The sequence below is a fragment of the Bradyrhizobium roseum genome, from assembly GCF_030413175.1.
Lineage (GTDB): Bacteria > Pseudomonadota > Alphaproteobacteria > Rhizobiales > Xanthobacteraceae > Bradyrhizobium > Bradyrhizobium roseum.
Genome location: NZ_CP129212.1, coordinates 5,459,365 through 5,481,736, shown reverse-complemented (window position 1 = coordinate 5,481,736; position 22,372 = coordinate 5,459,365). Strand labels below are relative to the sequence as shown.

General features: G+C 61.5%; 18 protein-coding genes and 1 pseudogene. 12 read left to right on the top strand and 7 right to left on the bottom strand.

The window, feature by feature from the left end:
• Positions 1-403 precede the first annotated feature (403 nt).
• Complete coding sequence (locus tag QUH67_RS26010) at positions 404-1,099, bottom strand: WbqC family protein (RefSeq protein ID WP_300942224.1); 696 nt, start codon at positions 1,097-1,099, stop codon at positions 404-406.
• Between the two features lie 72 nt (positions 1,100-1,171).
• Here QUH67_RS26010 and QUH67_RS26005 point away from each other — a divergent pair, with 72 nt between their 5' ends.
• Positions 1,172-2,197 (top strand): class I SAM-dependent methyltransferase, encoded by a 1,026-nt coding sequence (locus QUH67_RS26005; RefSeq protein ID WP_300942223.1) that lies wholly within the window; start codon positions 1,172-1,174, stop codon positions 2,195-2,197.
• A 502-nt stretch (positions 2,198-2,699) separates the two neighbouring features.
• Here the strand turns inward: QUH67_RS26005 and rffA are convergent.
• Positions 2,700-3,845: a dTDP-4-amino-4,6-dideoxygalactose transaminase gene (gene rffA, locus QUH67_RS26000; protein WP_300942222.1), complete on the bottom strand. Its 1,146-nt coding sequence runs from the start codon at positions 3,843-3,845 to the stop codon at positions 2,700-2,702.
• Between the two features lie 212 nt (positions 3,846-4,057).
• Here rffA and QUH67_RS25995 point away from each other — a divergent pair, with 212 nt between their 5' ends.
• A complete protein-coding gene (locus tag QUH67_RS25995; protein ID WP_300942221.1) occupies positions 4,058-5,605 on the top strand; it encodes a polysaccharide biosynthesis protein in 1,548 nt (515 codons plus the stop codon).
• Between the two features lie 96 nt (positions 5,606-5,701).
• Here QUH67_RS25995 and rfbA read toward each other — a convergent pair.
• A pseudogene (rfbA, locus tag QUH67_RS25990) lies at positions 5,702-6,580 on the bottom strand (glucose-1-phosphate thymidylyltransferase RfbA).
• A gap of 289 nt (positions 6,581-6,869) precedes the next feature.
• Here rfbA and QUH67_RS25985 point away from each other — a divergent pair.
• From QUH67_RS25985 to QUH67_RS25975, 3 genes are read left to right on the top strand one after another with little or no spacing between them, the layout of a single operon-like run.
• Positions 6,870-7,880, top strand: a complete 1,011-nt coding sequence (locus QUH67_RS25985) for a hypothetical protein (protein ID WP_300942220.1) — start codon at positions 6,870-6,872, stop codon at positions 7,878-7,880.
• 32 nt (positions 7,881-7,912) lie between these two features.
• The gene (locus QUH67_RS25980; protein WP_300942219.1) at positions 7,913-9,013 is read left to right on the top strand and encodes a DegT/DnrJ/EryC1/StrS family aminotransferase; all 1,101 of its coding nucleotides are present in this window, start codon (positions 7,913-7,915) and stop codon (positions 9,011-9,013) included.
• Positions 9,013-9,714 (top strand): NDP-hexose 2,3-dehydratase family protein, encoded by a 702-nt coding sequence (locus QUH67_RS25975; RefSeq protein WP_300942218.1) that lies wholly within the window; start codon positions 9,013-9,015, stop codon positions 9,712-9,714. The genes QUH67_RS25980 and QUH67_RS25975 overlap by 1 nt, the downstream gene beginning before the upstream one ends.
• A 6-nt stretch (positions 9,715-9,720) precedes the next feature.
• On the opposite strand, the gene QUH67_RS25970 is transcribed toward QUH67_RS25975, so the two are convergent.
• From QUH67_RS25970 to QUH67_RS25955, 4 genes are read right to left on the bottom strand one after another with little or no spacing between them, the layout of a single operon-like run.
• Positions 9,721-10,503, bottom strand: coding sequence for a class I SAM-dependent methyltransferase (locus QUH67_RS25970; RefSeq protein ID WP_300942217.1), 783 nt, complete (start codon positions 10,501-10,503; stop codon positions 9,721-9,723).
• Complete coding sequence (locus tag QUH67_RS25965) at positions 10,500-11,693, bottom strand: CgeB family protein (protein ID WP_300942216.1); 1,194 nt, start codon at positions 11,691-11,693, stop codon at positions 10,500-10,502. Before QUH67_RS25965 ends, QUH67_RS25970 begins: the two co-directional genes overlap by 4 nt.
• 6 nt (positions 11,694-11,699) lie before the next feature.
• Entirely contained in the window at positions 11,700-12,812 is a 1,113-nt protein-coding gene (gene rfbB, locus QUH67_RS25960; RefSeq protein WP_300942215.1) for a dTDP-glucose 4,6-dehydratase, read from the bottom strand.
• A gap of 12 nt (positions 12,813-12,824) precedes the next feature.
• The gene (locus QUH67_RS25955) at positions 12,825-14,135 is read right to left on the bottom strand and encodes a hypothetical protein (RefSeq protein WP_300942214.1); all 1,311 of its coding nucleotides are present in this window, start codon (positions 14,133-14,135) and stop codon (positions 12,825-12,827) included.
• Positions 14,136-14,449: 314 nt separating this feature from the next.
• Here QUH67_RS25955 and QUH67_RS25950 point away from each other — a divergent pair, with 314 nt between their 5' ends.
• From QUH67_RS25950 to QUH67_RS25920, 7 genes are all read left to right on the top strand, one after another.
• On the top strand, positions 14,450-15,511 hold the full coding sequence (locus tag QUH67_RS25950; protein WP_300942213.1) for a Gfo/Idh/MocA family protein: 1,062 nt from the start codon (positions 14,450-14,452) through the stop codon (positions 15,509-15,511).
• Entirely contained in the window at positions 15,508-15,975 is a 468-nt protein-coding gene (locus QUH67_RS25945; RefSeq protein ID WP_300942212.1) for an acyltransferase, read from the top strand. Before QUH67_RS25950 ends, QUH67_RS25945 begins: the two co-directional genes overlap by 4 nt.
• Positions 15,976-15,988: 13 nt before the next feature.
• Positions 15,989-17,089, top strand: coding sequence for a DegT/DnrJ/EryC1/StrS family aminotransferase (locus QUH67_RS25940; protein ID WP_300942211.1), 1,101 nt, complete (start codon positions 15,989-15,991; stop codon positions 17,087-17,089).
• 237 nt (positions 17,090-17,326) lie between these two features.
• Positions 17,327-18,325, top strand: a complete 999-nt coding sequence (locus QUH67_RS25935; RefSeq protein WP_300948180.1) for an NAD-dependent 4,6-dehydratase LegB — start codon at positions 17,327-17,329, stop codon at positions 18,323-18,325.
• Positions 18,326-18,330: 5 nt separating this feature from the next.
• Positions 18,331-19,551 carry a LegC family aminotransferase gene (locus QUH67_RS25930; protein ID WP_300942210.1) on the top strand — a complete coding sequence of 407 codons (1,221 nt, stop codon included), beginning with the start codon at positions 18,331-18,333 and terminating at the stop codon, positions 19,549-19,551.
• Positions 19,551-20,939: a hypothetical protein gene (locus QUH67_RS25925; RefSeq protein WP_300942209.1), complete on the top strand. Its 1,389-nt coding sequence runs from the start codon at positions 19,551-19,553 to the stop codon at positions 20,937-20,939. The genes QUH67_RS25930 and QUH67_RS25925 overlap by 1 nt, the downstream gene beginning before the upstream one ends.
• A 60-nt stretch (positions 20,940-20,999) precedes the next feature.
• Positions 21,000-22,325, top strand: a complete 1,326-nt coding sequence (locus QUH67_RS25920) for a lipopolysaccharide biosynthesis protein (RefSeq protein ID WP_300942208.1) — start codon at positions 21,000-21,002, stop codon at positions 22,323-22,325.
• The last annotated feature ends 47 nt before the right edge of the window (positions 22,326-22,372 follow it).

Below are 22,372 nucleotides of genomic sequence, written 5' to 3'. Positions count from 1 at the left end.
GGCGCGACGTTTCCGAACCGCGTACCGGTCGAGAAACACCCAGTCGATTGGAAACTGTTCGGTGTCGCGGCCACAACAGGCAATAAATAGTGCGGTGTCGATGTTTTGTGCTTGCCGGCAACACCGCGGGTGTTGCGGCGGACGCGGCGGCACTGGCGTGCAGGCGTCAAGACCACGGGCTTTAGCGGAGCAGACGCCATATACGGCAACGACCGAACGCGGGAACACCTCGCTCGGTACCGCGCCGACGGCTGCCGGCGGCGTCGTCAGCAATCTGGGCGAGCCGTAAGCATTCGCTTGCGTCGCGATCCACATCGTCGTCAGATCGTACGAGGTATCCACAGAAATCTTGGGACCTTGTCCCGGGATTTTTTTGTTCGCTTTGGGAACGGGCCCAGCCGCTTCAGTCTGCGGGCTGACGCCTGATCAAGCGCGCCGCCTCGGGGCCAGTGTTGAACAACAGATCGAGCACGCTGACGGCGTGTTCGAAGCCGCCATGGAGCTGCGGATAGTCCGCATAGCCTTGGTAGCTCATCCATTCCGTAGTGATTCCGGCTGCGGCGAACAAGGCCTCGTCGAAATAGGCCCGCGCCGACGGGCCGCTCAGATAGCGATCTGCGCCGGCAGCCTGTGTGATCGTGAGCAGCCTTGCGGTCTTCGCGCCGTCGGCGGGATACGTAGCGTCCCTGGCGATTCGCGTCTTCAAACCGAGCAGGCCCGCGATCTCCCTTGTGAACAGCTCGTTGACGTCGGTGAGCCGCGTCTGCCTCTCGGCGCGCTCGTACCAAGCCTTCACCATGGGCGAAAATGCTTCGAAGAAAGGAGCGCGCCGGTAGGCAAGTTCCAGCGCACGCCAGTGCTTCTCGGCCCAAGGCTTCTCGATCATGACCTCGTCGATTGCCTGGTCAAACCGGCCCTTGGTGACCACAGGAATTGTGAGCCATTCGACGCCATTGGCCGTCTTGATGCGGTTGCGATTGTGCCAATGCCGCTTCACGTATTGCGTACGGTCAAAAATTACATATTCGTCGCAACTGCCAATCAGGTCGAAAAAACCCTTCCATGGGATATAGCAGGACTGGATGATGCAAATGCGCAAGTGAAAGCTCAACAAAGCTGGAAGCATCCGCCGGACGCCTTGACCGTGGCAGTTTAGGATGCAAATGCTCGAATGCCGATTCTGGTCACGCCCGCCGTCAGTGTCTATAGTTTCACGATGAAGAAATCACGCAATATCGTGCCTTTGCCAGAGGGGGTCCGGGTCAACAGCGACGACAGCATGAACGGGCCGTTCGCGTCCGGGCGGCGATGCCTTGGCTGCAATGCCGTGGAGAAGGTTGCAGCGAGCGAAGCGATCTGGCCGCTTGGCTGGCGATGCTCTGGCTGTGGGTATGCCGCCGCGCAAGGCGGGGGAATTCCGATGTTTGCACCGGAACTCGCTGACACCGTCAGCGGCGTCGATCCTGCCGGGCTTGCGGCCCTTGCGAAGGTCGAGACGGAACATTTCTGGTTCGTCGCCCGCAATCGGCTCATTGTCGGTCTCGCCGCGAAATTTTTTCCCGACGCTCGTCGGTTTCTCGAGATCGGCTGCGGCAATGGTGCGGTGATCGGCGCGATGGCGAAATCACGTTCCTGGGAACGCCTGGTGGGCTCCGAGTTGCATCCGTCGGCGCTCATACATGCACGGCAGCGCGTGCCGTCCGAAGTAGAGTTTGTGCAGATGGATGCGCGCCGGATTCCAGCCAGCAGCCTGTTCGATCTTACTGGCGCCTTCGATGTCATCGAACACATTGCCGACGACGAGGGGGTGTTGCGTGGCCTTCGCGTGGCGACACGACCCCGTGGAGGAATCATCGTTGCTGTGCCACAGCATCCTTGGCTCTGGAGCCGGGCGGACGACTTGGCACATCACGAACGCCGATACCGACGCGGCGAACTGGAAGCAAAGCTGCGACGCAACGGATTTGAGGTATTGTTCTCGTCCTCCTATACCGCACTGCTGCTCCCGCTCATGATGGCGAGCCGGCTGCTCGATAAGGGTAATGAAGAGGCCAAAGATCCCTTGCGGGAGTTCAAGTTGAACCCGCTCGTCAATCGCGCGTTCACAGCTATCCTGCTGGCCGAAGTCCGGATGACGCTGGCCGGACTTCGTTGGCCGGCGGGCGGCAGCCGGATCGTGGTTGGGCGCGCAGCATAGATCTTCCGATCAAGTCAATCCGCAATCGCGACGGGGTGCTGAATTCGGTCAACAATGACGATATGCTCGTACGGCGTTCGCAGCAGGTCGCTAAAGATGCGGATTTGAACGTCAAAATCCAAGCCATTCAACAATTCGAGGTAACCCTCGGAGTTCTGACGTTCTTTGCGGAGTCAGGCTTGTTGATAAGCTTCACAGCTGGGCCCAGTGCAGGAAGCCAAACGTTTTCCAACGTGACGATCTTCCGCTCGTCCGTCAGGAGGCGCAACCCACCCGGCCTCAAATAATCCCGGCGCGCTATCTGAGGCACCTGCTGCGGCTGTCAGTTGCATTCTATCGCTGGGCGAGGCTGACGAGGGTGTCGCATTCGGTCTCTCGCTCGCCAGGGGGGCCAGCACCTTGGGCGTTGCGCCTCCTTCGCGAAGCCATAGCCTCCGGCAGAGCAGGTCGCCACCGACCGCGCTGGATCCATCTACGGAAGCGGAGGCTTTCTGATACTACCCTAGGAGCTTTTTAGGATCGCTCCCAGCACGTTGCAGATCCGCTGCTGCTGGTCTTCGCTCAGGCCAAGCCACATCGGCAGCCTGATCAAACGCTCCGACAGCGAGGTCGTCAACGAGAGATCGCCGTGCGCGCGCCCGAAGCGCATTCCGCCCGGCGAGGAATGCAGCGGGACATAGTGGAACACCGCGTGGATGCCGTTGCCCTTGAGTTCGCGCAGCACGGCTTGGCGATCGATGCCTGGGGCCAGCAGCACGTAATACATGTGCCCGTTGTGCTGGCAATCGGCCGGAACGATCGGCCGGCGAAGCAGCTCCGACTGCTCGATCGGGGCCAGCATGGCGTGATAGCGGCGCCAGATGTCCATCCGTTCGCGCGTGATCCGCTCCGCCTCTTCGAGTTGCGCCCACAGGAAGGCCGCGGTGATCTCGCTCGGCAGAAATGACGAGCCGACGTCCTGCCAGGTGTATTTGTCGACCTCGCCGCGGAAAAACCGGCCGCGATCCGTGCCCTTTTCCCGGATGATCTCGGCGCGCTGCGCGAACTCTTTATCCCGCACCATCAGGCTGCCGCCTTCACCGGAGATGATGTTCTTGGTTTCGTGAAAGCTGAAACTGCCGAGATCGCCGATCGCGCCGAGCGCTCGGTTCTTGTATCCGGCCATGATTCCCTGCGCGGCGTCTTCGACGATTCGCAGACCATGACGCCGGGCGATGGCCGCGATCGAATCCATTTCGCAGGAGACGCCGGCGTAGTGCACCGGGACGATCGCGCGGGTCCGCGTCGTGATCGCGTCCTCGATCAGCCGTTCATCGAGGTTGAGCGTGTCCTCCCTGATGTCGACGAACACCGGAACCGCGCCGCGCAGCACGAACGCGTTGGCGGTCGATACGAAGGTGTAGGAAGGCAGGATCACCTCGTCGCCGCTTTTGATGTCGAGCAGCAGTGCCGCCATGTCCAGCGCCGAGGTGCAGGAATGAGTCAGAAGCGCCCTGGCGCAACCGGTCCGTTCCTCGATCCATTGATGACAGCGCTTGGTGAAGGTCCCGTCGCCAGAGAGATGATGGTTGCGCTGCGCCTCGGCGGCATAGACCACCTCCTTGCCGGTGGCATGGGGCAGGTTGAACGGGATGTAATCTGCTGTCACGGTTTCACTTCGGTGCTTGCTGGGGAATTGGCCCCGTGGTTCGAGAGTGCGCAAATTGGCGGTTTCCGCCGCTGGAATCAACGGGCGATCTCTGTCTGGTTGTAACGGTGCGGACGCGTTGCCGGGCGAACCCTCGACATCCTCCTGCCGGACTGATAGCTCGACGGCAATGCCTTTATGAGGTCTGGCCCTTGATCGATGAGCCCGTTGACGTGCGTGGCAAAGCCGTCGCTTCGTCGCGTCCTCCCGCGCCCGGCCGGGCAGGGCGGCTGTTTGCCGGATGGTCTGCCAATCTGTTCCAGATGGTTTTGGGGATCACCCAGCAGGTCGCTCTCATCCCGGTCTTCCTGCACTACTGGACGGGCGATACGCTGGCAGCGTGGCTTGTGATCTATGCCATCGGCAATCTCGCTTTCATTGCCGATGCCGGCCTGCAATTCCGCGCGATCAACCGGTTTTTTCAATTCAAGCCGGGCGCCGACTGCGACGACCGCACCGCGCGGTACTACGGCGCGATGCTGCGGGTCTATCTCGGGCTCACTGCGGCGTTGACCTTGCCGCTGCTCGTGGGGGCGGCATTGCTGGCGCCCTCCACGGTGTTCGGATTTGTCACGGTTGTGCATTTCGATGCGGCTTTCGTCTTCATGGCCGCCGGAATGCTGTGGACGGTGCCGTCCAATCTCGTCGCCGCGCTGTACCGAGCGCGCGGGCTCTACGGACGCGCGGTGAAGGTGCAGAACGCCGCCGTTCTCATCGGGCAATTCGCCCAGCTGGTCGCAATCGTCGCGACGGGTAGCCTGTTGGCCGTCACCCTCGCTTACGCCGCTGCGCAGGTGGTCGCCGCGATCTGGCTTTTGACAATCGACGCTCCGCGGTTGTTTCCGTATTTGCGCACGGCGCGCGCGACGCCTTCATGGCGCTGGATTGTCGGTCAGTTTCGCAAGGCTGCTCCGTTTGCGGTGGCCGGCGCCACCGATCTTGCCTTGCTCAATCTGCCGGTCTTGCTGGTCAGCGCACTCGTGTCCGACCGCGTCGCCGTTGCGCAGTGGGGGCTTACCCGCATGGTCGCCGGCCTGCTTCGCGTCCTCTGTGTCCAGACCACCCTTCCTCTCGCCGCGGAGCTCGGCCATGATCATGCCGTTGGCGACGCGCAACGGCTGCAAAGCCTGTATGCCCGCGGATCGGTGCTGGTGACGCTGCTGGCGAGCATCGTCGTCTCCGGCCTGTTGCCGTTCTGGCAGGATTTTTTCGCGCTCTGGACCCACGGTATCGTTCCCTACGATCCGGCGCTTACGGTGACGTTGCTGGTCGGTACCGCCGCCGCCGCCCCCTCGATCCTGGCGCTGAATTACGCCAATTTCAGCAATCGAGGCGATCTGCTGGTGCGGACCAAGGGACTGCAGCTCGTCATTTTCCTGGCCCTGTCGGCTATCCTGATACCCGCAACGGGACTGATTGGGGCGGCGATTGCCGTCATCGCCAGCGAACTCCTGGTCCAATTCGGGGTCCTGGGATGGATCATCCTGCAGAACACGCTGCAGCACCCGCTGCGGCATCTGTGCTTTCTGGCCGGGGTGATGGTCGCGGTGACGCTCGCCGGCTGGGCGCTGGGAGTGGCGATCCGGCTGGCCATCCCGCTGGCGGAACCATTGCGATTTTTCGTCGAATGCGGGCTATGGCTGGTCGTCGTCGCGGTTGCCGCCAGTCCGCTCGCGATCGAAAGCGTGCGGGCGAGGCTGACCGCAGCGATCCCCAACTAGAGCCCCGTTCCGATGGCATTGGAACGGGACTCTCGTTTTTGATCTGACGCGTTTTCTTGACGCGAACGGTCGCCACTTCGCTGGAAAACGCTCTAGCTAGCGCGGAATCGCGGCCTGCCGGATGAGATATTGCCCGTAGCCGGTGGTTTTCATCGGCTCGGCAAGGCGCAGCAATTGTTCGGCGTCGATGAAGCCCTGGCTGAACGCGACTTCCTCGGGACAGGCGATCTTCAGACCCTGACGCTTCTACACGATGTGGATGAACTGCGACGCCTCGAGCAGCGATTCATGGGTGCCGGCGTCAAGCCAGGCGTAGCCGCGGCCAAAACGCTCGACATGAAGTTCGCCGCGTTGCAGATACCATTGGTTGAGATCGGTGATTTCGAGCTCGCCGCGCGGCGACGGCTTCATCTCGCGAACGACATCGACGACGCGTTCGTCATAAAAATAGAGACCGGTTACGGCGTAGTTCGAATTCGGCGCCGTCGGCTTTTCCACGATCCGCAGCGGCCGATGCGACGCGTCGAACTCGACGACGCCATAGCGCTCGGGATCGTCGACCCAGCATGCGAACACCGTCGCGCCATGGCTCTGCTGCGCCGAGTTGTGCAACAGCGCCCGCAGATTGTCGCCATAGAAGATGTTGTCGCCCAGAATCAGCGCGGAGGATCCTCCGGCGAGAAAATCCCGCCCGATCAGGAAAGCTTCCGCGATACCCCCGGGATGGTCTTGGATGGCAAAGGAAAGCTCGATGCCCCACTGCCGCCCGTCACCGAGCAGGCGCCGGAACTGGTCGATCTCCTCCGGCGTGGTGATGATCAGAAGCTCACGCAGGCCCGCCATCATCAGCGTGGTCAGCGAATAATAGATCAGCGGCTTGTCGTAGACCGGCAACAGCTGCTTCGAGGTCGCGAGCGTCAGCGGATAAAGCCGCGTGCCGCGGCCACCTGCCAGAATGATGCCTTTGCGATCCATACCACGCGTGCTCGCGTCGCCATTTCCGAATTGCCGGCCTCGTTAACACGCGTCCATGTGCATCTCAAAACGCTTTCGGTGATGGCAATCCGGCTTTGTCCACCCGCGAAAATTGCAGCCGCAGACGCGGTCCGGCCACTATCGGCCATATCCCGGTAAAGTGCCATATTTCAACAATTTACGAGGGTCGCATTGCGACGTTTTGGCGGCTCCTGTAGACAGGACTGGTGGGCGCATCCGAGGCGCTATCGCCTCTGGTCCGTTCCGCAGCCTGACTGATATATGGATCATGCCGAACCGCGTCTACTGCACCTACTTCGACCACAACTACCTGTCGCGCGGACTGGCGCTCTATCATTCGCTGCAACGGCACGCGCCAGGCGCGCGGCTTTGGGTGCTGTGCCTGAGCGAAGCGTGTCACCGGATCCTGGTCTCGCTCGACCTGCCGGGGCTGGTGGCGGTGCGGCTGGAAGAGTTCGAGGCCGCCGATCCAGGACTCGCTGCGACCAAGTCGACCAGAAGCCTGGTCGAATATTACTTCACCTGCTCGCCGGCCTGGATGCTGCATGTCCGGGAGCGCGAGCCGGACGCCGACTGGATTACCTATCTCGATGGCGACTTGTATTTCTTTGCCTCGCCGGAAAGTGTCTACAGCGAATTGGCCCAGGCGACGGTCGCGATCATCCCGCATCGCTATGCACCGAACCTGGCGAAGCGCCGCGTGTTTGGCACCTACAATGTCGGATGGGTTGGCGTCCGAAACGATCCGGATGGAATTGCCGTCATCAGGTGGTGGCGGGACCGATGCATCGAATGGTGCTACGACCATGTCGATGGCGATCGCTACGCGGATCAGGGATATCTCGATTCCTTTTCACTGCTGTCGACGCGCGTAAAGTCTGTCGACAACGTCGGCGCGAACCTCGCTCCCTGGAATATCGCCAACTACCGGATTGATTTCCGCGACGGCCGGGTCATGATCGATGCAACCCATCCGCTGATCTTCTTCCACTTTCAGGGGCTGCGAAAAGGGTTGCGGTGGTTTATCTTCAACAGCCACCGCATCTTCGGTGCGCCGTTTTCCCGAGATACCCGCGAGCACATCTATCGGCCCTACGTGGATGAGCTGCTGGCAATCGAGAAAATCACCGCTCCGATGCTCGGAGTCCAGGAAAGCAGACCCCAGGCGCGATCGCATACCATCAAGAGCAGGCTACGAAATGTTGGCATCCGCGCGTTCCAGCTACTGGACATCGTTTCCGGACGCGCGTTTCTTGTGTTGCGCGGCACAGCGTACTAGCCCGGGAATCATCCAGGGAAATTGACAAAGAGATGTTGCCTCCTTTCTGGGATTATCGGCGCGAGTACGACGAACTGCGAGACGAGATCCTCGCGGCTGTCGACCGTGTTTTCAATTCCGGGCAACTGATTCTCGGGCCGGAAGGGATCGCGTTTGAGCGCGACATGGCAGCCTATGTCGGCGTCAGCGGCGGCGTCGGAGTAAACAGCGGAACGGACGCGGTCTACATTGCACTGGCGGCCGCCGGTGTTGCTGCTGGCGATGAGGTCATCACGGTGCCGAACACGGCGGTGCCGACGGTGGCCGCGATACAGGTCCTCGGAGCGCGCCCGGTATTCGTCGATATCAGGGAGGATGACTTCCTGATGGACGTCAGCCAGGTCGAGGCTGCCATCACGACGCGAACCAGGGCGATCGTTCCCGTGCATCTTTACGGTCAATGCGTCGATCTCGATCCCCTCGTTGCCCTCGCCAAGCGGCATGAACTGAAGATCGTCGAGGATTGTGCGCAGTCGCAAGGCGCGCTTTACAAAAATCGCAAGTGCGGAAGCATCGGGACGGCGGCGACCTTTTCATTCTACCCGACAAAAACGCTCGGCGGTTACGGCGATGGCGGCATGGTCGTGAGCGACAGCGAGGCGCTCGTCAGCCGCGCGCGCTCGCTGCGCTTCTACGGCATGGTGGATGCCTATTATGCCGAGCGGCACGGCTACAATTCCCGGCTGGACGAGGTGCATGCGGCGATTCTTGCGTTGAAGCTTCCGAGAATCGACGGCTGGATCGAACGCCGCCGCGAGATAGCCGATCGGTACCGGCGCGGATTTGCCGGAAGCACGCTGCGGATGCCGCGGGAAAACGGCCACAGCCGGCACGTCTATCATCTGTTTGTGGTCGAGGCGCCCGGCGATCGCGATGCCACTCTCGCCCGGATCGAAGCCGGTGGCCTCAAATGCTCCGTGCAGTACCGGTGGCCGATTCACCTGATGCGGGGCTATGAAGATCTAGGCTATCGCGCGGGTCAGTTTCCTGTGGCGGAGACAAAAGCCACGCGGATATTCTCGCTGCCAATTTATCCTCACCTGCGGGATGAGGAAGTGGACGAGGTTGTCGAAGTCGTGAGGGCGTCGATCTGATGGCCGATCAGCAGAATATCGGTTGGCTGCGCGAGCGTCTGCAGGCCTCCCTGGCGATCGAGGCCAAAGACCCGGCCGAGTTGCTCGACTGGCTCGAGGGGAGGCGCAAGGATGTCCCGTTCTCGGCGGAATTGATTCCGCTGCGCGAGGTCGCCGGCTGGCAACGGGCCGATAACGGCAACATCGGCCATGTGACCGGTCAGTTTTTCCGTATCGAGGGCGTCAGGGTGCGCAGTGCGCCCGGCCTGCGGGAGATTGCGGGGTGGGAGCAGCCGATTTTCACGCAATCGGACGGCGGAGCGCTCGCGCTGCTGTGCCGCGAGACGGCGGGGCGCGGCGTGGAGTTCTTGCTGCAGGCCAAGGCGGATCCGGGCAATATCGGTTACTTGCAGTTTTGTCCGACGATCCAGAGCACGTGGGAGAACATACGCGGCTTGCGAGGCGCGGATCGCGCGCCGTTTGCCGAATGTTTGGAGCCTTCGGAAAATATCCGGGTGATCTACCGCTCGAAGCACAATGAGGAAGGCAGCCGGTTCTGGCAAAAATTGAACGAGAACATGGTTTTGTTCGTCGAGGATGCAAGCAGGCTCGTCATCAACGAGCAGGTCTATCGGTGGGCCAGTCTGTCCCAGATCAAGCAGATGATTCTGCTGGATAACATTGTCGGCCCCTACGTACGGACCGTGATCGCGCCGCTTTGAGTTTGCTCAGCGGGCAAACAGGTAGGTTGCCGCGCTGGAATGATGACCCGTCACGTCGTGGACATCATAGGGTATCCCCGGCCATTCGCGCATCAGGCGCAATCCGGCATCGCTGCACAGTGACATCAGTTCCTGCTTGCCGAACACCACCTCGACGACCGGCGCACCGTAGGCATATTTGCTGAGATAGGTGGTGCGGTAATTCTCGAATACCGGCACGCTGTGGAAGATGCAGAAGTGCGCGACACGGGCGGCTTCGCGGATCGCGGCCTGATAATCGATGATATGCATCAGCGATACGCCGTTGAAGGCTATGTCGAAAGCCTGTTCGGCGTAAGACAGCTTCGTCGCATCGGCGACCTCGAACGCGACCGCCGGATAGTGTTCGCGCGCGCGGACGATCATGGCCTCGGAATAGTCGATGCCGGTATAGCGAACGCCGCCGGGAAGCAGCGTGGTCAGTATTTCCGAGTAGTAACCGCTGCCGCAGCCGATTTCGAGCAGGCGGGGATTGGACAGTCCAGTGGCCGCGACAGCTTCTGCTGCGATACGGAAATCGAGCCGTGGTTCGCCGTTCTTCATGGTCGCAATGAGCCGTCGATAGGCGCGTTCCTGCCGCGAAACCGTTCTTGCTGCAAACCATCCGCCCGATGAATTCGCGGCAACGCGTGCTTCATCGATGCCGCCGAGCACGCGATAATCGGCCGATGGCAGAATGTGACGACGCAGGATCGGCGTTACCTTGACGAAACGCTTGCCGACTTGCCTGACAAGGTGCCGGAGGTTCATCGGGTTGCCTGTATCTGCTCGACAAAGCCAAGGATCTCCGCGGCGCGATGGCGGTAGGTATGCTGCGCCATGGTTCTCGCCTGGCCCGCCGCGGCAATTGCGGCGCGACTTTCGGCGTCGCCGAGCGCGCGATCGATGGCCTCGAGACAATCGTCGACCGAGCGCCAGACGGCGACCTCGCGGTCCGGCGCGAACAAAGTGGGCAGATTGTCCTTGAAGTCGGTCAGCAGGAACGCGCCGACGCCGGTGGCCTCGAACAGCCGCATGTTTCCCGCTTCCCGCCCGGCCATGTCGATGTGGGAGTTGAGCGTGATCTTCGATCGCCGCAGCGCCTGATACATCTCGGCGCCCCAGACTTCGCCCTGGAAGCAGCGATGCAGCGGGGAGGCGGCCGGCAGCGTCCGCGGTGGGGTGCCGAACAGCTTGAGATCGTGACGTTCAGCAACGGCCTCGAGCAGCGCAGTCCGCTGCCGGTGATCCGGCGACACCGTGCCGACAAAGGAAACCTCGATGTCGATAGCGGGTGCCGGCGGCAGCGCTTCGAGAATGCCGGGCTCGAATGCCAGATGATTGACTTCCGCGCGCACGCCGAGACGGCGAAAGAAATCCACCGTCACCGACAGCTGCGACATCATCAGGTCGTAGACGGACCAGTCCACGCCGCGCGACGGCGCAATCCCGACCTGTCCGATCAGGATCGGGTTGCCGATCGCCTTGATGCGCCGCATCAGCCTGGAGTCGACGTGAAACGTGTCCTGGTTGAGCACCAATTCGGGTTTGAAATCCTCGATCTGGGCCAGCAGAATGGCCTCGGCCTGTGCATCGAGGCTGGGGCTGAGGCCGACCTTGCGAGCCAATGGCCGCAGCATCGGCTTCAGCGGCGTCACGGCGCGCTGCAGCCAGACTGGAAGCGAGGTGCCTCCGCTCGGGGTGGCAGTTTCAGCCGCTTCAACGGCCATCCCGTGCTCGCGCGCCCATGCGGTCTGAAGCCAGGCATTGTTGACGTGTATCTCTGCCGCCGCATGGCCGAGCGTGGCAAAATTCCGCGAATAGAAATCCGCGACGCCGAACAGGCTGGCGTTTCGCGCCGCCATCTGGGCGGCATAACCGGCGCCTCCGAGCCCCGGATGGCCGCGATACAGCCAGCTCAGAAAGCGCGGGTAGTCCGCATTGAGCACGAGGATACGCATGAATGGCTAGACCGCACGCCGGAAGCCGTAGTTCTTGTCGATCCACGCCTGGTAAGCGCCGCTGGTGACGTCACGCCACCACTTTTCATGGTCGAGATACCACTGCACGGTCTGCTGCAGTCCGCTCTCGAAACCGACACTGCAGCAGCTGCCGAGTTCCGTCGCGAGTTTGCCGGCGTCGATCGCATAACGGTGGTCATGGCCGGGGCGATCCGTCACATAGGTAATGAGCGTGCGGCAGGAGCCGGCGCCAGCTGCGGGACAGGATGGAAAGCGCGAGGCGAGGCGTGCGTCGGCTGCGAAGGCGGCATCGATCGTATCGCAGATCAGGCCCACCACCTCGCGGTTGTTGCGCTCGTTGCCGCCGCCGACATTATAGGTTTCGCCGGTGCGGCCGTGCTCGATAACGTTCACCAGGGCGTCGCAATGATCTGACACGTGCAGCCAGTCGCGGACATTGGAGCCGTCCCCGTAAACCGGCAACGGCTTGCCTTCCAGCGCATGGATGATCATCAGCGGAATCAGCTTTTCCGGGTGCTGATAGGCGCCGTAATTGTTGGAGCAGTTCGTGATCAGCGCCGGCATGCCATAGGTCGCAATAAAAGCGCGGACCAGATGATCGCTCGACGCCTTGCTTGCCGCGTAAGGCGAGTTCGGGCGGTAGGGCGAGGCTTCCGTGAAAGCGGGGTCGGCGGGGCCGAGCGAGCCATAGACTTCGTCGGTCGAGACGTGGAGAAATCGCGCCCCATCGAGCATCGCCGCCGCGCGCCAGCAATCGAGCGCCGCCTTCAGAAGCGTGAAGGTGCCGAGCACGTTGGTCTGCAGAAAGGCCTCGGGATCGCTGATCGAGCGGTCGACATGCGACTCGGCGGCGAGATGCGCCACGCGGGAAAATTTGCGCTCGTCGAACAGGCGCTGCATCAGCGCCGCGTCGCCTATGTCGCCCTTCACGAACAGGATGGAGCGATCGGCAATCAGCGGCTCCAGGCTGCGGACATTGGCCGCATAGGTCATGGCGTCGACCACGGTCAGGCGGTCGGCCGGCCGCGCGGCCCGCCATGCGTGCACCAGGTTCTGGCCGATGAAGCCCGCGCCGCCGGTGATCAGGACGCTCTGCATCGAAAACCCCGGTTATCTGGCATCCGAAGCTGCGCGTGGCGCAATGTACCAGAGCAAAAACAAGAACACACCGCCATGGGTAAGCAAGACCGTCGTGAACGGAACGTTGAGCAGAACCTGGACGAGAATGGCGCCAGAGATCAGAATGAGACGCGGCGGCAATCCGGAGGACATACGGTTTGCCAAGCCTATGATAAGCCCCCCGGCGAAAACTGCAACCGGCGCAAACATCGCGCCGACGGAGGCGATACCCTCCGTTGCAAACAGCGACGCGTTGAAATTTCCTCCGATCCCGAAGGCATTGTAGATCACGACGGAAAGCTGGTCCTGGTACGGGCACGTCATGAGGGGTTTGAGGAACCTGATCTGACAAAAATGTGTGAGATCGTGTCGGAAGAAAAATTCGTTGTAGTAGTCCATCGCCAGCGATGGAATCGCAATCATCCTGAAATTGACCAAGCCGAAATACGAGATCGTGAACTCGTACGGAGCCAGGTCGTTCTTGTACAGGACGAACAGCAAAATTCCGAAAGCTGCCAGCCCCAGCAGCGAGACGACGACTGTAGCCCTAACCTCGAATAGTTTCGAGAGCACCAACATGCCGACCAGCCACACCGGCGAAAACAAGGCGAGCTTGCTTAGGGTGATCGGATAATAGCACAGCAGGAGCAGCAAGACGGCGCCGGCGCGCCAGACGTCTTTGCGTTCCACAAAGCAAGCGAACGCAAACGGCAGCAACGCAGTGGACGTTATGCCGATCATGTAGTTCACAATTGCCGGGGACGTCAGCTCGTCTCGAAAGGAATAGATCTCGTTGATGGCTATTAATCTGAAGTTGTAGGAGGCGCCGATCGCGACGGTCGCGGCGCCGGTCAGAAGCAGGAGATTCAGCAAGCGGCCAAAATTCCTCGGCGATGGACTCCATACCTGGCGCAGCGGGGAGGTTATGAACAGCGCGGGCAGCAGAAATGCCAAGGCCGAGGCCGCGGCGGAGAGCGCGCTCAGCCGATGATTATAGTTGAACCCGGAAAAGTAGTTCAGCCAGAGATAGCCGATGGCCATCATGTAGAAATAGAATGCGATGCAATAGCCAAAGCTGAACTCCGCAATGATGAGGAGAATGGCGACAACGGAAAACAACGCGATAACGGTTACGGCGCCGAACAGGCCGGCCGGCTGAAAGAAGATGTGAAATTCAGGATAGATCGCTGCAACGCAGACGAGCGACGCACAGCAAACTACTATGTAGAGGTAAAGCAGGAGCGCCAATCCAAGACGATCTCGAATTGGTCCGCTGGCATCGGCCATTGCTTTCGCATTCATCGAAATTGTGTCAGTGTCCGAGGAGGGGTAGCTTACTTGACCGGGGCGTACAACCACCGGCTTGATGCAGGGCAATCGCGGTCCGACGGTCACTCCGCGCGTTCAGCTCGCGGATATGCCAAAGTCGGGCGCCTCGCTGCCAACAATCCTTGCTGGCGTCGCCGTCGAGACGAAGAAGCCAGGGCCACGGGTAAACGCCTTGCTTTGCAGTAGCTTTTGTTAATATAGGACAGTTGCGGTTGCGCGTTCAAGGTCCCGGCGTTGGCCGTCGTGAAGCTCCGCACAGTGATGGCTAGCTAGAACAGAGGCTGTTAATGATTAGATTCGGCTTGCTCGGATGTGGGCGCATTGCCAAGCGTCATTCCGACTTGTTGGGTGGCAATCATATCGACGGAGCCACGATCGTTGCCGTTTGTGACACCGTCCGCAGCCGCGCCGACGCGATCGCCTCGAAGTTCGGCGTCCCGGCATTCCATGACATGGATGATTTCCTCTCCCGGAAGGATATCGATGCGGTGGCCGTGCTGACGCCGAGCGGGATGCATCCCGCTCATGTCATAGCCTGCGCAAAGGCCGGAAAGCACGTCGTCGTCGAGAAGCCGATGGCGTTGCGGCTGCAGGATGCCGACGACATGATCCGCGCCTGTGACGAGGCCGGCGTCAAGCTGTTCGTCGTCAAGCAGAACCGCTTCAATGTTCCTGTGGTGAAGGCGCGCGATGCGCTTGAGGCCGGCCGCTTCGGCCGCCTGATTCTCGGCACGGTCCGCGTCCGCTGGTGCCGCGACCAGGCCTATTACGATCAGGATGCCTGGCGGGGCACCTGGGCCTATGACGGCGGCGTGCTCTCCAACCAGGCCAGTCACCACGTCGACATGCTGGAATGGTTTTTCGGCGATGTCGTCAGCGTTCATGCCCGTGCCGTCACAGCGCTGGCAAAGATCGAGGCCGAGGACACGGCGGTGGCAACGCTGAAATTCCGCAATGGCGCGCTGGGGATCATCGAGGCGACGACGGCTGTCCGGCCGACCGACCTCGAAGGATCGCTTTCGATTCTCGGAGAGAAGGGAACGGTCGAAATTGCGGGCTTCGCCGTCAACCAGATCCGGCACTGGCGCTTTGTCGATGAGTCGCCGTCGGACAAGGACGTGATCGAGAAATTTTCCGTCAATCCGCCGAACGTCTACGGCTTCGGCCACCAGGCCTACTACCGGCACGTGATCGACTGCCTGATGAATCAGCGTGCGGCGCTGGTCGACGGCCTCGAAGGGCGCAAGAGCCTGGAGCTCATCTCCGCTCTCTATGAATCGATCGAGACCGGCGTCGAGGTGCCGCTTCGCTTCGCGCCGCGGCTGGGCCGGCTTGGTGTCGTGCCGTGAACCGGCCGGAGATACATCACTCCGGCTTGCGCGACGTCGAGTTCGGCACAGGCGTCAAGATCGTTGAGCCGTGCAATCTCTACGGCTGCAAGGTCGGCGACGACTGTTTTGTCGGGCCGTTCACCGAAATCCAGAAGGGCGTTGTGATCGGCGCTCGCACGCGGGTGCAGTCTCACGCCTTCATCTGCGAACTGGTCACGATCGGCGAAGACTGCTTTGTCGGTCACGGCGTGATGTTCGTGAACGATACCTTCTCAACCGGCGGCCCGGCCCGCGGCAACAGGGAGTTGTGGCGCGAGACCGTGATCGGCAACCGCGTCTCGATCGGCTCCAACGCCACGATCATGCCGGTCAGGATCGCCGACGATGTCGTTATCGGTGCGGGTTCTGTCGTGACCAGAGACATCACGATGTGCGGAACCTATGTAGGTAATCCGGCGCGCCGATTGCTGACGGACAAGTAGGAACGAGGACCCGATGCCGGTACCTTTTGCGGATCTGCAACTGCAGTATCAGTCCATCAAAAGCGAGATCGACGGCGCGATTGCCTCCGTCATCCGCGACAACGCCTTCATTCGCGGGGCCTACGTCGATGCCTTCGAACGCGAGTTCGCCGCTGCCGTGGACGTCAAGCATTGCGTATCCTGCGCGAACGGCACCGATGCGCTGTATCTCGCGATGGCCGCGCTGAAGGTCAAGCCGGGTGACGAGGTGATCACCACGGCCCATTCCTGGATCAGCACCCCGGCGATGATTACGCATGCTGGCGCCACAGTGGTATTCTGCGACACCGATGGCGCTACGTTCACGATCGATCCGGCAGCGATCGAGGCAGCGATCACGCCGCGCACGGTCGGCATCATTCCGGTTCATCTGTACGGGCAGCCGGCAGACATGGATGCGATCATGGCGATCGCGAGCAGGCACAAGCTCTGGGTGGTGGAGGATTGCGCACAGGCGCATCTGGCCCGCTACAAGGGCCGGCAGGTCGGCACCTTCGGCGCGACCGCGACTTATTCGTTCTATCCGGGCAAGAATCTCGGCGCGATGGGCGATGCCGGCGCCGTCGTGACCAATGACGATGCGCTTGCCGAATACATGACCATGCTGGCGCGGCACGGCGGCCTGGTGAAGCATCAGCATCATATCGAGGGCATCAACAGCCGGCTCGACGGCATGCAGGCGGCGGTCCTGTCGGCCAAACTGCCGCATCTGGTGCAATGGACAAAGGCGCGGCAGGACGCTGCCGGGGTTTACGACGCCGGTCTCAACCAGATAGAGGACGTCGTCGTGCCAGAGGCCGCACCGGGCCGCAGCCATGTCTATCACCTCTACACGATCAAGCATCCGCGCCGCGACACGCTGGCGGCACACCTAAACGCCAACGGCGTGCAGACCGCGATCAATTATCCGACGGCGCTGCCGTTCCTTGCCGCTTACGCGCGTTTCGGCCATCGTCCTGAGCAATTTCCGAATGCGTTCGCTGACCAGGGACGCATCCTGTCGCTGCCGATGTTTGCGGAGATCGCCACCGGACAACTCCACAGTGTAATCGATTTGATCCGCGAGTTTCGCTGAGCAGGTTGTTACAGTACCGTTGCTGTGGTATCATGGTAGTTGCCCGGTCTTCTTGTAATTCCCGTGTTTGTTAGCTCGATCAAGGCGTGCGGGGAGGTCAATTTGCCGACCTGAGAACTGTCGTGTCATATTTTCTGTATGTTCCGACTGGCCTCCCGCAGAAGGACTGTTTAGAAGCGACCATCAGCCCGGGTACTTTGTATTAAGGGGAGCTTGGCTGGTGAAGGGAGCCGAATGTTGCGGAAAATTTTGCTAACGGGCGCAGGCGGATTTATCGGATCCCACCTCGCGGAGGAACTGGTCCGCCGCAATTTCGCGGTGCGCGCATTTGTGCACTACAACAGCATGGGCTCGCACGGCTGGCTTGATTCCTCTGCACCCGAGATTCGCAGGGAACTCGATATATTCGCCGGCAACGTGTGCGACCCGAGTGGCGTGCGCACCGCGATGAAGGGATGCGACGCCGTCCTGCATCTCGCAGCGCTGATCGCGATTCCCTATTCCTATCATTCGCCGGACACCTACGTCGAAACCAACATCCGCGGCACCCTCAATGTACTGCAGGCGGCGCGGGATCTCGGCGTTGACCATTTGGTGCATACCTCGACCAGCGAGGTCTACGGCACGGCCCAATTCGTTCCGATCACCGAGGACCATCGCCTGCAGGGACAGTCGCCCTATTCCGCAACCAAGATAGGCGCGGATCAGCTCGCGATGTCGTTCGAACGTTCGTTCGGGACCCCGGTGACGGTGGTGCGGCCGTTTAATACCTATGGTCCCAGGCAATCGGCGCGCGCGGTAATCCCGACCATTATTACCCAGATCGCGGCGGGCGCGCGCAAGATCAAGCTCGGCAGCATCCATCCCACGCGCGATTTCAACTATGTAGCCGATACCGTCGGCGGCTTCCTGGCAGCGCTCGACTCGAAGGCCGGCATCGGTGAGGTCATCAATATCGGCAATGCGTTCGAGATCTCCATCGGCGATACCGCGCTCATGATCGCCGAACTGATGGGCGTCACGATCGAGATCGAGCAAGACGGCGTCCGCGTCCGTCCCGAGCGCAGCGAAGTTGATCGCCTATGGGCCAGCAATGCCAAGGCGCAGAAGCTGCTCGGCTGGTCGCCGCGCTTTGCCGGCGTGGACGGCCTGCGCAAGGGCCTCGAACAGACTATCGCCTGGTTCACCAAGCAGGAGAACCTGTCTCGCTATCGTTCCAATGCGTATACGCTGTGAACAAGATGCGCATCTCCTCGGCCCAGGCGAGCCACGACCGTCCCGCCCTGCCAGACCTCAAACCCGTGCTCGACGCGGTGGATGCCGTGCTCGGCGCGGCAGCGCGCCCGGTCGAGTTGCACGAGCCGCGCTTTGGTGAGCGCGAGCGCCAGCTCGTGCTCGATTGCATCGACACCAATTGGGTGTCGTCAGCGGGCAAATATGTCACTCGCTTCGAGGAGATGGTTGCAGCCGCGACTGGCGCGCGCCATGCGGTGGCGATCGTCAACGGTACCGCTGCGCTTCACGCCGCACTGGTGCTCGAGGGTGTCGAGCAAGGCGACGAGGTCCTGCTGCCTTCAATCACCTTCGTCGCCACGGCGAACGCGGTGAGCCATGCCGGCGCTTTCCCGCATTTCGTCGATTCGACCTGGGATACGCTAGGGATCGATCCCCAGGCGCTCGAGGCGCATCTTGGTGCCATCGCGGTGCGGCGGAACGGCGCATGGGTGAACAAGCAGACGGGCCGCCGGCTTCGCGCGGTAGTTCCGGTGCACATCTTCGGGCATCCGGTGGACATGGCTGCACTCGGTACGGTGGCCGCCAAATACGATCTCGTGGTCATCGAGGACGCGACCGAGTCACTCGGCTCGACGCTGGGCGGGCAGGGCTGCGGCACGTTCGGCCATTCCGCTGTGCTCAGCTTCAACGGCAACAAGATTGTCACGACCGGCGGTGGCGGCATGATCGTGACCGACGATGAGGCGTACGCCCGTCACGCGCGGCACTTCACCTCTACGGCGAAGAAGGCGCACGCTTGGGCATTCGACCATGACGAGGTCGCCTATAACTACCGCCTGCCGAACATCAATGCGGCGCTTGGCTGCGCGCAGATGGAGCGGCTGCCGGCGATGGTCGAGGCCAAGCGCGTGCTCGCCGAACGCTATCTGCATGCCTTCAGGGATTTCCCGTGGGCGCGCATCTATCGTGAGCCGACAGGCTCGCAAAGCAACTACTGGCTCAATACGCTCGTGCTCCACCGCGAACGCGCCACCGAGCGCGACGGGCTGCTCGACGCCCTGCACGGTCACGGCATCCGTGCAAGGCCGCTGTGGACGCCAATGCATCTCTTGCCGATGTACCGGGACTGCCCGCGTTCGCCGCTGCCAGTCGCCGAAGACATGCATACGCGCTGCATCAACCTGCCGAGCAGCCCGTTCCTTGCCGAAAGCGCGAACAAGATCTGATGGCCGCCGTCGTCTTCTTCACCATTCACAGCACGACGCCGTGGTGGAAGTATCTTGCGTCGCGCATGGAATTCGCAGACGCGGTCGTGCTGAGCGACCTCCGCGACGACGGTGATTATTCGCTGGTCGACGATTTCTATCGTTTTATCGACAGGGGGGACACGGCCTCTGCCGCGCTCGCACGGTTTGGCGAGGAGGGGTGCGCCGATGTCATCCTGCGCTGCCGCGTGCTCCGCAGCCTCGATCGCGATATCGCACTCAGGATGATCGGCGGCATGACCCAGGCGATCGAGCAAGCCTTCGACAAGCTCGATCCGCAACTCGTTGTGACCTTCACCATCGACCGCTATGTCATGGACGTGATGGAGCGCATCGCGCGCCGGCGCGGCATTGATTTCCTCGAAATGACGACATCGATCATTCCCGATCAGGTGATGCTGATGCGTCGTGGCCGACCGGCCTGGTTGCGCGAGCCCTCCAGCGAGGACATCGATGCGGCGGTGAGCCAGCTCTGCACCGAAGATTTCGCGCCCGCCTATGTGCGCGGTGCCAAGCGCTTCTCGCAAGCCAGGTTCTGGCGCATATTCACTTATTACGCTGTGCGCGGGGCCTTCTTCAATGTCTGGCGCTTCCTCAAGCGCGACCGCTACAATTGCCATTATCTCGATGCGCTGAAGCGGCTGAAGCACAAGGTGCGCGTCGGCGACGTCGCCGCACTCAAGCTGCTTGACCATGACTGGGACAAGCGGCTCGCCGACCTGCCACGCGAGCGGCGAGTGTTCCTCGGACTGCAGCTCTTTCCCGAAGCCTCGATGGACTACTGGCTGAAGCCCCCGTACATGCTCGCGCATGACGACGTGATCGTGCGCTATTGCGAGGTGCTTGGCCGCGCGGGCTACCGCATCTTCGTCAAGGATCATCCGCTGCAATTTGGTTTCCGTCAGCGCGAGTTGTTCGAGCGGCTGTCAACGCTATCTTTTGTTACGCTGGTGCCCTATGACGTTCCGGCCAACCTGCTGATTGGCAAATGCGGAGTGTCGGTTACGTTCACCGGGACGATCGGGCTCCAGGCGGCGTTGGCGGGACTTTGTTCGGTCGCGACCGAACCCTACTATGCGACCGAGCAACACTTCGTGCTCATCCGGGATGTCGGCGAAATCGACGCGCTTGCGGAGCGGCTTGCGAGATGGCACCGGCCTGACGACCTCGCGACGATGCGGCGCGAGGTGGTGCGGCACCTCGCAGCAATCAGCGTTGAGGGAGACTATTTCGGCTGGCGCAACTTCGATCCCGGGAACGAGACCGCTCGCGCGTCAGTCGAGCCATTGGCGCGTTCGCTGAACGCACATTTGCCGCGCTTCCTAAAGTCCTGCAGAACCGCGGCCTGACGACCACGCGGGGAACACGCTGTAACCGATATCGATGGCCGATGGTGATGGAACAGCGTGATGCGATCTCGTCTGCTTGACTTCATGACCCGGCCAGCAATTGCGGGCACCGTCTCGGCGCTCATCCTGCGCGCATTGACGCTAGCAAGCCGTTTCTTGTTATCGCTGCTGCTGGCACGCATGCTGTCGCCGGCAGAGATAGGGCAATACGGTCTCCTGACCGCGACGCTTGCGTTCGCGCTGCTTGGGGTCGGACTGGAATTCTACTCTTACACGCTGCGCGAATTGGTGCCGGCTTCGCCGGAGCGGCGCGCGCGGATTATCGCGGACCAGATGGCGCTCGGCTCGGTGGCGCTGCTTGCGACCGGCGTCATGGTTTTCGGTGCGATTGCCGCGGGTTGGTTCCCAGGCCGTCTTGCGCCATGGTTCATCGTGATCCTGATTACCGAGCATGTCTCGCTGGAGGCAACGCGGATACTCATCATCACCTGGCGGCCGGTGCGTGCCTATGTCGGCGTGTTCCTTCGCGGCGGCATCTGGGTCTATGCAATCGCGCTTCTGATGTTCGCGGCGCCTTCGACGCGGACGCTCGAGACGGTGCTGGTTTTGTGGGCGCTCGGCGGCGTGCTGTCGATTGTCTTTTCCGCCTTCTCGCTCTCCGAGCTTCCCTGGCGCGAGCTCAGGGGATACCGGCCCGACTGGTCGAACATCCGCGAGGGCCTGCGGACGGCGCGGCCCTTCATGCTTACCGCGGCCGGCGCGCTGGTTATCTCCTATGTCGACCGCTTCGTCATCGACATCTTCATCGGTCGCGATGCGCTCGGCATCTACACGTTCTATTCGACGATACTTATCGGCCTTCTGTCGCTGGGCGGATCGGTATCGCATCAGTTTCTGCCCAAAGTCATCGCGGGATATTCGGCGGGCGTCGACGCCTACCGCGTGGCACTCCGCTCGTTCCTCTGGTCGATGCTGGCGCTGGCATCGGGAACAGTAATCATCTGCGGCTTTGCCATGGCGCCGATGTTGTCGGTGCTCGGACTATCCGCTTACGCGTCCGCCATCGGGGTGTTTTATGCCATGCTACCTGGAATCTACCTGCGTATGTTGGCAGATGTTCCCTCCTACGCGCTCTATGCGGCGCGCTCGGACAAGTATCTCATGCTCTCCAATCTCGGTTCGGCCGTGGTGTCCATGCTGCTCAACGTCCTCCTGGTTCCCGTGTACGGAATCTATGGTGCGGCAGTGGCCGGTGCCATCGCCAGCGCGGTGCTGCTCCTGTCGCTGGTCGTATTGGCCATCCACAAAATGCGCGAGACTCGCAAGGACCCCGCCGCGCTGGATACCGTCGGCCTTCCGACTGATGCGGACATGCTCTTTCCGTGAACGAGAGGTACCGTTATTGCGTTGTCAAGGTGAGCCTGCTACACAAC